This window comes from Lysobacter sp. P5_B12, from assembly GCF_056400425.1.
On sequence record NZ_JBFULG010000003.1, the window covers coordinates 1 to 11,968 of the forward strand.

11 protein-coding genes are annotated in these 11,968 nt (G+C 67.3%); 2 read left to right on the forward strand and 9 right to left on the reverse strand.

Annotated elements, in window-relative coordinates:
* A partial coding sequence (locus tag AC1DOM_RS06130; RefSeq protein WP_498961309.1) for a hypothetical protein occupies window positions 1-195 on the forward strand: 195 nt, incomplete at its 5' end.
* On the opposite strand, the gene AC1DOM_RS06135 is transcribed toward AC1DOM_RS06130, so the two are convergent.
* From AC1DOM_RS06135 to AC1DOM_RS06170, 8 genes are all read right to left on the reverse strand, one after another.
* Window positions 165-542: a DUF4870 domain-containing protein gene (locus AC1DOM_RS06135; protein WP_498961311.1), complete on the reverse strand. Its 378-nt coding sequence runs from the start codon at window positions 540-542 to the stop codon at window positions 165-167. The genes AC1DOM_RS06130 and AC1DOM_RS06135 overlap by 31 nt on opposite strands.
* A 112-nt stretch (window positions 543-654) precedes the next feature.
* Window positions 655-1,971 (reverse strand): M48 family metalloprotease, encoded by a 1,317-nt coding sequence (locus AC1DOM_RS06140; RefSeq protein WP_498961312.1) that lies wholly within the window; start codon window positions 1,969-1,971, stop codon window positions 655-657.
* Window positions 1,944-3,827, reverse strand: coding sequence for a CHASE2 domain-containing protein (locus AC1DOM_RS06145; protein WP_498961314.1), 1,884 nt, complete (start codon window positions 3,825-3,827; stop codon window positions 1,944-1,946). Before AC1DOM_RS06145 ends, AC1DOM_RS06140 begins: the two co-directional genes overlap by 28 nt.
* Before the next feature lie 3 nt (window positions 3,828-3,830).
* Window positions 3,831-4,709: a polyprenyl synthetase family protein gene (locus AC1DOM_RS06150; RefSeq protein ID WP_498961316.1), complete on the reverse strand. Its 879-nt coding sequence runs from the start codon at window positions 4,707-4,709 to the stop codon at window positions 3,831-3,833.
* On the reverse strand, window positions 4,702-4,962 hold the full coding sequence (locus tag AC1DOM_RS06155) for an exodeoxyribonuclease VII small subunit (protein ID WP_498961318.1): 261 nt from the start codon (window positions 4,960-4,962) through the stop codon (window positions 4,702-4,704). The genes AC1DOM_RS06150 and AC1DOM_RS06155 overlap by 8 nt, the downstream gene beginning before the upstream one ends.
* Window positions 4,963-5,030: 68 nt before the next feature.
* A complete protein-coding gene (gene tilS, locus AC1DOM_RS06160) occupies window positions 5,031-6,332 on the reverse strand; it encodes a tRNA lysidine(34) synthetase TilS (protein ID WP_498961320.1) in 1,302 nt (433 codons plus the stop codon).
* A gap of 15 nt (window positions 6,333-6,347) precedes the next feature.
* On the reverse strand, window positions 6,348-7,097 hold the full coding sequence (locus AC1DOM_RS06165; protein WP_498961322.1) for a tetratricopeptide repeat protein: 750 nt from the start codon (window positions 7,095-7,097) through the stop codon (window positions 6,348-6,350).
* Between the two features lie 28 nt (window positions 7,098-7,125).
* Window positions 7,126-8,085, reverse strand: coding sequence for an acetyl-CoA carboxylase carboxyltransferase subunit alpha (locus AC1DOM_RS06170; RefSeq protein WP_498961324.1), 960 nt, complete (start codon window positions 8,083-8,085; stop codon window positions 7,126-7,128).
* A gap of 113 nt (window positions 8,086-8,198) precedes the next feature.
* Between AC1DOM_RS06170 and AC1DOM_RS06175 the strand changes: the two genes are divergently transcribed.
* Window positions 8,199-10,361 carry a TIM-barrel domain-containing protein gene (locus AC1DOM_RS06175; RefSeq protein ID WP_498961326.1) on the forward strand — a complete coding sequence of 721 codons (2,163 nt, stop codon included), beginning with the start codon at window positions 8,199-8,201 and terminating at the stop codon, window positions 10,359-10,361.
* Here the strand turns inward: AC1DOM_RS06175 and AC1DOM_RS06180 are convergent.
* Entirely contained in the window at window positions 10,358-11,902 is a 1,545-nt protein-coding gene (locus tag AC1DOM_RS06180) for an AbgT family transporter (RefSeq protein WP_498961329.1), read from the reverse strand. The two genes, AC1DOM_RS06175 and AC1DOM_RS06180, sit on opposite strands and share 4 nt — an antisense overlap.
* Window positions 11,903-11,968: the final 66 nt, after the last annotated feature.

Genomic DNA, 11,968 nt, shown 5'->3' on the forward strand with positions numbered 1-11,968 from the left:
CGCAAGGTGATGCCCCAGCGTTGTGAGTTTCAAATTTTTTTCCCAAAAAAATTTGGAACTCACAACGTTCGGGCGACGCGCCAATCGGTTTCGAGCGGGCCTTACTACACAAACAAAAAGGGCGACGCTTCCGCGCCGCCCTTTCAGTTCGCCATTAGCGAATATCAGTTGATCAACCGCAGCGTGAACGGATAACGATAAGCCGTCCCTTCATTCGCCTTGATGGCAGCGATGATCGTCAGCACCAACGCCGCCAACCCGATCAGGAACATCAACACGAACCCGATGACCACGAGGATCAGGATCGCCGACACCACCATCGCGATCGTCACCGTGATCTGGAAATTGAGCGCCTCCTTGGCCTGATTGTCGACGAAGGGCATCGTCTCCTTCTTGACCAACCAGATCACCAACGGCCCGATGATGTTGCCGAACGGAATGACCAGACCCACGAGCGCGGACAGATGCGCGAACATCGCCCACTGGCGCTCTTCCTGCGAAATACCCGTCGAAGCGGTGTTGCTCGGATCGATGTCGTTCATTGCGTGTCCCCGTGGAAGTGGATCGCGCCCGCACTGCGGCCCGGTAACCGAACTGTCGGCCGCCCGCCAGCCCGCGTCAAGCGCGTGATTGAACCTGATTGAGAGAAGCCCGTCACCGTCCCGCGACCTGGTCGCGGTCCAGCCGGTCCAACCGCTCGTCGAGCGGCGGATGCGTCTTGTACAACTGCGCCAGGCTACCGGAGCTGGTGCCCGCCGCCATCATCTTCTGCAACACCGCATACAAGGCCAGCGGATCGTAGCCGGCCCGCGCCAGATACACCTGCGCCGCGTGGTCGGCGTTGTACTCCGCGCCACGGTCCAGGCTCGTGGCCATGATCGTCGCACCGTGTTTGGCCACGTACTCCTTCGCCATGCTGCCCGCGATGCCGCCGCCGACGGCGACGTTCGACGACGCCGCATCGGTCAACGCACCTTGCGTTTCCTGCTTCTTGATCACGTTGTAGTGATCGCGTTGCACGATGTGCGCGAGCTCGTGTCCGATGACCGCGGCGACCTCTTCGTCGTCGCCGAGCAACTCGTACATCCCGCGCGTGATCAGGATGTAGCCGCCGGGCGCGGCGAATGCGTTGATCTCCGGCGTATCGATAACGCCGAAACTCCACGGCAAATCGGGACGCGAGGTCTGCGACGCCATCCAACGGCCGACGCGATTCACGCGGGCCTGCGCTTCGGGATCGTCGACGAGTTTCGCGGCACCCAGCACACGACCCGCGATTTCCGGGCCGAGCGCGGCTTCTTCGGCGGCCTGTTCGGTTTCCGACTTGCCTTGCGCGGCCTCGGCGACGTTTGCGGCCGAATCCACCGGCGCCGGCGCACCGAGGCCGACGGCCGACATGATGCCGCGCGCGAGCGAGAAGCCGGTACGTTTCTCCTGCTGCGTCGCCTTCGGTCCTGAGTCGGCGACGGGCTTGAACTCGTTGGGCAACGCAACCTGTTTCGCGTGCAATCCCTTCGCGCTCGCATCCGATGCAGCCGCCTGCGGCGTGACGCGGTTGCTTTCGAGTTGCGCCATCTGCGTGGCGTCGTAGCCGGCGGATTTCAGATCGCTTTCGTCGATGCCGCGCACGCCCGCGGTTTCGGACACGCGGCCCTTGCCGGCCTTGCCGGTGAACAGCGTATTGCCGGACGTGCCGGCCTTCGCGTACTGCATGCGCACATCGTTCACGCGCAGGAAGCCGCTACCACCGGCAGGCAGGGTGACCTGGAACCACAGGCCCTGCTGGCCGGCGATGCTGACTTGTTCGTTCTGCTTCAGTGTCGCAACGGTCGGCGACTTCAGGTCCGGCGCGCCGTGCACGTCGACAGACGGTTTATGCACCGTCGCGGTTTGCCCCGCGGAAAAAGCGGCCGCGCTGCACAGCGCGAACGCGCAACCGAGGATCAGTCGGCGGAAGGATCGGTGTCGCATGCAGCAGCTCCGGAACGCGTCTGGTCTGCTTGCATGAACGGAATTTCCCGGGAAAGCGGCCACTCTTCCTGTCGCTCCAGCGCGTTGCCGAGGGCTTCGCGCAGGCGCAGGCGCTCGCCGCGATGGCTGTCGTCGGCGTTGTCGTCCAGTTCGGAAGTGACGACGCAGACCTTTACGGTGCCGTCGTCGTCGAGGCGGTCGTTGTGCGCATTCAGATGGTCGTACAGCGCGCCCAGGTCGTGGCGCGCGCGTTGCACCGCCTCGGCGCGCGTTTCGCCTTTCCAGACAAGCACCATCAGGTCGTCGAGCGTTTCGTGCAGCCAGCTCTTGCGTTCGACGACGCCCTCGAGCATGACCGCGTGGCTGCCCGCATACAGGTAACGGCGCAGGCGGCGGCGGTATTCGCGGCGGCGGCGCGTGGCCGCGTGTTCGTCGAGCGAGGGATAGACCGCGAAGCGCACGCGCGCGAACACCATCCACCGGTCCTGGTCGGGGTCGAACTCCGGCAGGAAATCCGAATTGCCTACCGCGCGCCCGCGCTGCACGCCCGCATACGTTCGGCACAGGCCGAAGCAGAGGCTGACGAAACCCACGCTCGCGAAGATGTCGAAGAACACGCCGAAGAACGTCAGGCCCGCATACGCGAGGATGAGCAACAGCAGGTTGGTGGCGACGAAGATCGAGTCGATGTCGGTCGCCGGTTCGCCGCGCCAGAAGGCGAAGGCGGTGAGTACGACGAGGAGCGCGGCGAGGAAGTATTTCAGCGACGCGGGCGGCAGCCAGATGGCGCTGTGGTCGACGAGGGCCGCGACCGCTTCGGCGTGGATCTCGACCCCGGGCATCGTGAGATTCACCGGAGTGGGCTTGGTATCACTGAGCCCCGAAGCCGTGTAACCGACGAGGGCGATCGCGTTTTTCAGCGTCGGCAACCTTTCCTTGCGGTCTCGGCAAATTGGCTTGCCTTCGAGCAGGTCGGCGGCGCTCACATACGCCAGTCGCGAGTCCGCGCGCCAGTTGATGCGCACCGACGCGGGAAACGAACTGGCCGCACGCCCCGTGTCTTGCGCGGCCAATCGCAGGGCGAGCGATGGAATGCCCCAATCGCCCTCGCTTTCGTACAGCGGCATGTCGCGCAGGATGCCGTCGACCGAGCGCGTGACGTCGACCAGGCCCGCGTATCGGCGCATCCCGTCTCCATAGGGAAACGACAACGCGACAGGCGGGCCGGGCTTGCGGGCATCGGGTCGCAGCGGAAATGCACCGGGCACTTGCGACGCCAATGTGGCGCCCACCGACGAGGCGTCGAAGTCCTCGTGCAAGTGCGAGGCAGCGAAAATGAAACGCCCGGCGCCGCCTGTTGCCATCATTTCGAGCGACTGATCACCGTCCGGATCCTTCGTCGAAAGATCGGGGAACATCACGTCGTATCCCACCGATTGGACGCCCGCCAGATCGAGCGCTTCCAGCAGGTCGGCGTGTCGTTGGCGACTCCATGGCCAACCGCCCTCGTGGCGTCGGTCGAAATAGCCAATCGAGCAATCGTCGATTTCGACGACGACCACGCGCTTGGACGGTTGCGGCTCGATCGGTCGACTCTTGATGACCTTGTCGAACACCGCGTTTTCCGCCGCGTCGAGCGAGCGGTCGCCCGTCCAGTCGTAGACAAGCCACCCGACGGCCACGAGCGCGAGCAAGGGATAGAACGCAAAACGCACATGCAGCGCCAGGCGCGCAAGCGGGCGCTTGTACGCACGTTCGAGCCGTCCCCATCCATCGATGAAGCCCTGCGCCGCGGTGGCCATCACGGCGTCGATGACGCCGAGGAACGTGCGCGAGCGTCGCTTGCGCCGGGCCATGGCTCAGTGTGTCCGGTCGACCGCCGCGCGGCCCAGCGCCGCGAGGGCGTCGGCTTGCGCACCGAAGGGCGCGAGGGCATCGCGCATCGCATCCGACAACGTGGACAGCCGCGCGCGCGTGGCGTCGAGGCCAAGCAAGGCGGGGAAGGTGGCCTTGCGTTGCGCGGCATCCTTGCCCGCGGTTTTCCCGAGCGATGCGCTGTCGCCTTCGACGTCGAGCAAATCGTCGCGGACCTGGAACGCGAGACCCAGGGCATCTGCGAAGGTGTCGAGGCTGACGCGCGTTTGCGCGTCAACGCCGGCGGCCATCGCGCCGAGCCGCACCGACGCACGCAGCAACGCGCCAGTCTTCATCGCGTGCAAGCGTTCGAGTTCGGCAACGGTGATCTTCGCGCCGCCGGTCGCATCGATGTCGAGCGCCTGCCCGCCGCACATGCCGGCCACACCCGAGGCGCGCGCGAGTTCGGCGAGCATCCCGACACGGCGTTGCGCATCGAGCGGCGCATGCGCGAGCACTTCGAACGCGAGCGATTGCAGCGCATCGCCGGCGAGGATCGCGGTGGCTTCGTCGAAGGCGACATGCACGGTGGGTTTGCCGCGGCGCAGCGCGTCATCGTCCATCGCGGGCAGGTCGTCGTGCACGAGCGAGTAGGCGTGGATGAGTTCGACGGCGACGGCGGGCGCATCGAGCGCGTCGAGCGGCGCGCCGAGGGCCGTGCCCGTCGCGTAGACCAGCAGCGGGCGCATGCGCTTGCCGCCATCGGTGGCGGCGTAGCGCATCGCAGCGTGGAGGCGTTGCGGCGCGGTGTTCGCGTCGGGAAGCGCGGCGGCGAGCGCTGCGTCCACGCGCGCGCGCCAGGCCGCGAAATCGGTGTCAGGCATCCGCGGATGGCGCGCCGAAGGGTTCGGCGTTGTCGGGCTGTTCCGGATCGGTGAGCAGGCGCACGCGCAGTTCGGCCTGTTCCAGCGCGGTCTGGCATTTGCGGTAGAGGCCCACGCCGCGCTCGTACGCGGCGAGCGATTCTTCCAGGCTCATTTCGCCGTGTTCCATCTTCTCCACCAACTGTTCGAGCTGGTCGAGGGAGGCCTCGAAATCGGCGGCCGGGGAGGGCGGGGTGTCGGGCGAGTGTGCCATGCGCGCAAGTGTGCGGCGGCACCGGGGGCAGGGTCAATGCGTGGCCCCGGGCGTGCCGAGGCGCCGGGCTACCCCGTCGTCCACGCGATGCGCGCGTCGTGTTTGCGCAGCCAGGCATCGAAGGTCGCGGACAACACGCGGTCGCCCGCGGCGAGCACCGCATCGTCGGCATCGACCAGCAAGGGCAGTCGCGCGCGATCCCATGCGGGGATGTCCGCATCCTGCAAGCAGTGTTTGAGGCTGTGCGAATGCGTGCGACCGGGCAAGGCGATGCGTTCTCCGCCGCGGCGCAGGCGGACGCGCAGGGGCGCGTGGAAGGCCGGCGCACCCAGCAACGCCAGCGTGCCGCCGTCGGGGAGGATCAGCGGCAGGCGGCCATCCCAGACGTCGGACCAGTCGGGTGAAAGCTTCGGGGGAATGGGCGCCGCGCGCCAGAGATCGCACCAACGGCGCAGCTCGGCGCCGGCCCATTCGAAACGGAAGTCGGTGTCGGGCGCGTTGGTCGCCAGGTCGCGTTCGATCTGCGCGATGCCTTCGGCAGGCAAGGGCGGCAGGCCGCGTTCGGCGATCCAGCGCCGCAGGGCGCGTGCGCGGCGTGCGGCGGGCAATGCGCGCAAGGGGTCGATCGCGAGCACGCGCGGGTCGTCGGTGCGCGCCTGCGCGAGGATTTGCGCGTCGTCGTCGGCGAGCAGCGCGGCCGCTTCGGCGCTCAGTGCGGCGGAGCGGGCGAGGGCGGCGTCGGCGTGCGGCCAGCGTTCGCGCAGCAAGGGCAGGATCTTGTGGCGCAGGAAATTGCGGTCGTGCGCGAGCGTTTCGTTCGCGGGATCGTCGATGAAGTCCAGGGCGTGTGTACTCGCATACGCACGCAGGGCCTCGCGTGGCACGTCGAGCAAGGGCCGCCACAACCAACCGTTCGCGAACGGCCGCAGCGGCCGCATCGCCGCCAGGCCATCGGGGCCCGAGGCGCGCAATGCACGCAGCAGGAAGGTTTCGGCCTGGTCGTCGCGATGGTGTGCGAGCGCGAGCAGCGACCCGTCGTCCATCTGTGCCGCAAGCGCCGCCTGTCGCGCCTCGCGCGCCGCGGCTTCGAGCCCGAGTTTCGAACGCCGATCGACCACCACGCGCGCCACGTGCAGGGGCACGCCGAGCGCCGCGCAAACGCGTTCGCACTGCGCGGTCCAGGCGTCGGCCTGGTCGCTCAAACCGTGGTGGATGTGGATCGCGCGCAGCCCGCGTTCGCGGACCTCGCGCATCGCGGCAAGTGCATGCAGCAGGACCGTGGAATCCAGGCCGCCGCTGTAGGCGACGAAGACCGGCGCTTCACGCCCGGCGTCGGGCAGCACGATGGGCAGCGAAGGGGCGGCCGACATCGTGCGGGGCCGCCGTCAGGCGGATTCCCGTTGTTGCAGCGCGCGCTTGGCGATCTCGACCCAGGCGCGCTGGTCGCGCTGGTAATACTTCGGCGCCAGCGATGCGCGCTTGACGACTTGTTCGAACACCGCCGCCGCGCGATCAGCATGTCCACGTCGTTGCAGCAACTGCGCGTAACGCACGCGCGCTTCTTCGCCGGTGAAGCCCTGCACGAGGGCTTCGTATTCCTCCAGCGCCTTGTCGATGTCGCCGCAGGCTTCGACGGCGCGCGCGTAGAGCAGGTGGCCGTCGTTGGAGCGGAAGGTCGGGTTCGCGGCGATCAGGGCTTCGAGCGTGTCGCGTGCTTGCGCCGGCAGATCGAGCGCGAATTGCGCCTGCGCCAGGCCGAGCATCAAGGTCGGATCGGTCCTGTACATGCCGGACAAGGAATTGCGGTACAGCTCCAGCGCCTGTTGGTAGTCGCCGCTGGCCATGCTCTGTTCGGCGAGGCGACGCCGGTTTTCCAGGGTGTCGGCGATGTCGAGCTGGCGCGCGGCGCGGCGCTTGCCGTGTTCGGGATCCACCCTCTGGCGCACGCCCTGCGCCACGCGGCGCGCGACGGGGTCGCGATGCAGGTTGGGCAACACTTCGGCGAAGAAATACACCGCCACGCCCAGGAACGAGCCGATGATGACGATGTAGATCCAGTAGTGCGGGCGTCCGCTGCGGACCACGTGCACGCAGCACGCGATCTGCAGCAACAGCGACAGCGCGATCAATGGCATGGCGGCGGGCTCCCCTCCCGGCGACGTGTCAGAGGACTTCGTATGCCCCGTAAGACCGCAGGCGTTGGTAACGGCGTTCGACCAACTCGTCGACCGGCACCCCGGCCAGCGCATCGAGTTCGTTCACCAGCACGGCCTTCAGGCGCGTGGCCATCTGGCGCGGATTGCGATGCGCGCCGCCGATGGGCTCGCGCACGATCTTGTCGATCAGGCCGAGTTCCTTCAGGCGCTTGGCGGTCATGCCGAGTTGTTCGGCGGCGTCCTTCGCCTTCTCCGCGGTCTTCCACAGGATCGAGGCGCAGCCTTCCGGCGTGATCACCGAGTAGGTGCCGTATTCGAGCATCAGCGTGCGGTCGCCCACGCCGATGGCGAGCGCGCCGCCGGAACCGCCTTCGCCGATCACCGTGCAGATGATCGGCACCTTGAGCTCCGACATCTCCAGCAGGTTGCGCGCGATGGCTTCGGACTGGCCGCGCTCCTCGGCATCGATGCCCGGCCAGGCGCCGGCGGTATCGATGAAGGTCAGGATCGGCAGGCCGAAACGCTCGGCGAGCTTCATCAGGCGCAGCGCCTTGCGATAGCCCTCGGGCTTGGGCATGCCGAAGTTGCGGCGGATCTTGGCCTTGGTGTCGCGGCCCTTTTCATGGCCGATGATGACGACCGGCCGGCCGTCGATGCGCGCAAGGCCACCGACGATCGCGTTGTCGTTGGCGAAGGCGCGGTCGCCGGCGAGTTCTTCGAACTCGTCGCACATCACGCGCACGTAATCGAGCGTGTAAGGCCGCGCGGGGTGGCGCGCGAGCTGCGAGATCTGCCACGACGACAGGTCGCGGAAGATCTGCGCCGTGCGCAGGCGCAGCTTGTCCTGCAGGGCGTGGACTTCGGCGTCGATGTTGACCGCCGGGCCGTGGCTGGCGTGGCGGAGTTCCTGGATCTTCGCTTCCAGGTCGGCGATGGGCTGCTCGAAATCGAGGTAATTCGGGTTCATTGGCGACGCGGGGCGGCCACGTGAAGGCAAGGTGGGGGAGTGTAGCCCACGGCCCCGGACCGTACGCAGGGGTGCGGATGGGTATGCTTCACGAATTCGGAAAGGGGGCGGGCATGGCAGGGGATTGGCGCGGCTGGGTGGCGTTGGGGTTGCTGGCCTTCGCGGGTTCGGCGCAGGCCTGCTTCCAGGCGCCCCGCGTCGAACCGGTGGCCTCGGGCATCCTGCGGATTCCGCCGGCGTCCTTGGCTGCGCCCACGTCCTGGGCGGTACAACGCGTGGACGAGGCCTTGCGTGGGTCCGACCTGCGCCGGGGCGGCGTCGATACCGATTGCACGACGACGTTCGTCGCCGGCCGCGACACGACGCAGCACTCGCTCACGGCGAAAACCGATCGCGGTCGCCTGCGCCTTTCGCTGCAACCGGGCGACCACGTGTACGGCCTGGGCGACAAGGCCGGCCCGATGGATCGTCGCGGGCGCGTGTTCACGCTCTGGAACACCGACGCCTATGCGTGGGATGCCGCGCGCGATCCCTTGTACAAATCCATTCCCTTCGTGCTCATCGAACATGCGGGCCACGCGTTCGGGGTCTTCGTCGACAACACGCAACGCATGACGGTCGACGTCGGCAAGACCGAACCGGATGTCCTGTCCTTCACCGTCGCCGAGGGCGCGATCGATTGGTATCTCATCGATGGCCCCACGCCGCGCGACGTGCTGCAACGCTATACCGCACTCACCGGTCGCACGCCCTTGCCGCCGAAGTGGGCGCTGGGCTTCCAGCAATCGCGTTACACCTACCTGCCCGAAGCCCGCGTGCGCGAAGTGGCGAAGACGCTGCGCGACAAACGCATTCCCGCAGATGCGATCTGGCTCGACATCGGTTTCCAGGACGCGAACAAGCCCTTCACCGTCGATCGCAAGGCATTCCCGCATTTCGAAGGGATGCTGAGCGACCTGCGCAAGGACGGTTTCCACACGGTGCTGATCACCGACCTGCATATCGCGAAGCAGGCGGGCTACGCGCCCTACGACAGCGGCAAGGCCATCGATGCGTTCGCCAAGCGCGAGGGCGAGGACTTCGTCGGCAAGGTGTGGCCCGGCGACAGCGTGTTTCCCGATTTCACGCGCGCACGGGTGCGGGATTGGTGGGGCGGGTTGTATGCCGACTTCGTGCGCATGGGCGCGGCGGGGTTCTGGAACGACATGAACGAGCCGTCGGTCTTCGACGGGCCTGGCGGCACGATGCCCGACGACGTGTTGCATCGCCTCGACGACGGCACGACGCGCACGCATGCGCAACTCCACAACGCCTACGGCATGCTCAATGCGCGCGCGACGTACGAAGGCCTGTCGAGGCTGCAACCCAACGTGCGCCCCTTCGTCCTCACGCGCGCCGCGTATGCAGGCACGCAGCGTTACGCCGCACCGAATCTGTTGAGCCTCGGCTTGTCGGGCATGGCGCTGTCGGGTGACGACGTCGGTGGATTCATCGGTTCACCGCCCGCGGATCTGCTGACGCGTTGGTACCAACTGGGCGCGTGGCAACCGATCTTCCGCAACCACGCAGCGACCGATACGCGCGATCACGAAGCCTGGGTCGATGGACCGGAGCAGGAAGCGCTGCGCCGCGCGGCGATCGAACAGCGCTATCGCTTGCTGCCTTATCTGTACACGGCGGCGGAGGAGAACGCGCGCACGGGCGCGCCGATCACGCGTCCGGTGTGGTTCGAATATCCGGGCGCGGCCGGAAGCGATCGCGACTTCCTCTTCGGTCGCGATCTGTTGATCGCCCCCGTGGTCACCGAGCGCCTGGATCCGCACGTCGTGCAGTTGCCGCCGGGCGCGTGGTACGGCTTGCATGACGGGAAGCGTTACACCGGCATGGTGACCTTCGATCCCGCGCCGAGCGATGTGCCGGTGTTCGTGCATGCCGGTGCGATCGTGCCGATGCAGCCGGTGGTGCAGCACACGGCACGGACGCCGGATGGTCCGCTCGAAGTGCATGTGTGGTGGCCGGAGGCCGGCGCGCCGTGCGACGGCGCGCTGTACGACGACGACGGGACGTCGCTCGCGTATCGGCGCGCCGCCTTCCTGCGCATCGCCTTCGACTGCCGCGTGGAAGGCGATGCGTTGGTCGTGCAAGCGCGGCCGGAACACGCGAAATTCCCGCCGTGGTGGACCGGCGTCGAGGTGATCGCGCATCGCCCGGATGGCACGACGCGCACGCAACGCATCGAAGGCGCACGCGTCAACTGGCGCGCGACGCTGCGTTAACCAGGATACGAAAGCGGCGCGCCCGGCCCGACGGGCCACCCGAACGCGATCCACACCGCGAACAGCAGCGACCACGCGATCCCCAGCGCGACGGAGTAGGGCAGCATCGTCGACACCAGCGTTCCCAGCCCCGCCTTGGGTTCGTACCGCTGGAAGAAGGCGATGATCAGCGCGAAGTAACTCATCATCGGCGAGATGATGTTGGTCACCGAATCGCCGATGCGGTAACCGGCCTGCACCATCTCCGGCGCGTAGCCGAGCAGCATGAACATCGGCACGAAGATGGGCGCCATCAGCGCCCATTTCGCGGAGGACGAACCGAGGAAGAGATTCGCGACCGCGGTGATCGCGATCAGACCGAGGAACAAGGGAATCGCCGGCAATTGCAGGGTCTGCAACACGCCCGCGAGTTTGACTGCGAGGATCAGCCCCAGGTTCGTCCACTGGAAACACGCGACGAACTGCGCCATGAAGAACACCAGCGCGATATACGGCCCGAGCGCCGACATGCTCGCGGCCATGCCGCGGATCACGTCGGCTTCGCTGCGCAGCGTGCGCGCGCCCAGGCCATACGCGATGCCGGACACCACGCCGTACGCGAAGATGATGCCGACGATGCCGCGCAGGAACGGCGAGTCGAGCACGCCGCCGGTCTGCGCATTGCGCAACAGACCATCGGCCGGCAGGACGCCCCACGCGACCAGCGCGCTCAGGGCGAGCGTCGCGTACAGCGCCCAGCGAAGCCCGCGGCGTTCGTTCGCATCGGGGGGCGCGATGGTGTCGCCCGCGTCCGCGATGTCGGAGGCACTGTCGAAGCGCGGCGCGACGTGGCGTTCGGTCACCCACGTGGCGACGGCGACGACCAGCACCGTCGAGGCCATCATGAAATACCAGTTGGCCGCCGCGCTGACGGTGTAAGCGGGATCGACGAGCCGTGCGGCTTCCTGCGACAGGCCGGACAACAAGGGATCGATCGAGCCCAACAGCAGGTTCGCCGAAAACCCACCCGACACGCCCGCGAAGGCCGCCGCCATGCCGACGATCGGATGCCGGCCCGCGCCCTTGAAGATCAGCCCCGCGAGCGGGATCAACAATACGTAGCCGATCTCGCTGGCCATGTTCGACATCACGCCCGCGAACACCACGACCGGCGTGAGCGCCCACCGCGGTGCCGCGAACACGAGCCGACGCAAGGCCGCGCCGATCAAGCCCGAATGTTCGGCGACACCAATGCCGATCAGTGAGACGAGTACCGCGCCGAGCGGCGCGAAGCCGGTGAAGTTCGGGACCAGGCCGGTGAGCAGGCGATGCAGGCCGTCGCGCGAGAGCAGGTCGACGGGGCGGAGCGTTTCGCCGGTGGAAGGATGCGCGGCGGACAGATCGAACCACGTCGCGAGCGACGAGGCGACGATGACGCAGAGCGTGAGCAAGGCGAAGAGCGTCGCCGGATGTGGCAGTGCATTGCCGCCGACTTCGACGACGCGCAGGAAACGGTCGGTCAGGGAGCGTCGCGGTGCTGCGCTTTGCGCGGAAGAGGCCATGGCGGGATCGACTCGGAGGGACCGGCAGTCGAACGCCGCGGCGACACGCTTTCAATTGTCCCTTCG

Bases quoted from the DNA above. Each gene is read 5' to 3' on its own strand.
- AC1DOM_RS06135 (WP_498961311.1), bottom strand. From the start codon at position 542: ATGAACGACATCGATCCGAGCAACACCGCTTCGACGGGTATTTCGCAG.
- AC1DOM_RS06140 (WP_498961312.1), bottom strand. From the start codon at position 1,971: ATGCGACACCGATCCTTCCGCCGACTGATCCTCGGTTGCGCGTTCGCG.
- AC1DOM_RS06145 (WP_498961314.1), bottom strand. From the start codon at position 3,827: ATGGCCCGGCGCAAGCGACGCTCGCGCACGTTCCTCGGCGTCATCGAC.
- AC1DOM_RS06150 (WP_498961316.1), bottom strand. From the start codon at position 4,709: ATGCCTGACACCGATTTCGCGGCCTGGCGCGCGCGCGTGGACGCAGCG.
- AC1DOM_RS06155 (WP_498961318.1), bottom strand. From the start codon at position 4,962: ATGGCACACTCGCCCGACACCCCGCCCTCCCCGGCCGCCGATTTCGAG.
- tilS (WP_498961320.1), bottom strand. From the start codon at position 6,332: ATGTCGGCCGCCCCTTCGCTGCCCATCGTGCTGCCCGACGCCGGGCGT.
- AC1DOM_RS06165 (WP_498961322.1), bottom strand. From the start codon at position 7,097: ATGCCATTGATCGCGCTGTCGCTGTTGCTGCAGATCGCGTGCTGCGTG.
- AC1DOM_RS06170 (WP_498961324.1), bottom strand. From the start codon at position 8,085: ATGAACCCGAATTACCTCGATTTCGAGCAGCCCATCGCCGACCTGGAA.
- AC1DOM_RS06175 (WP_498961326.1), top strand. From the start codon at position 8,199: ATGGCAGGGGATTGGCGCGGCTGGGTGGCGTTGGGGTTGCTGGCCTTC.
- AC1DOM_RS06180 (WP_498961329.1), bottom strand. From the start codon at position 11,902: ATGGCCTCTTCCGCGCAAAGCGCAGCACCGCGACGCTCCCTGACCGAC.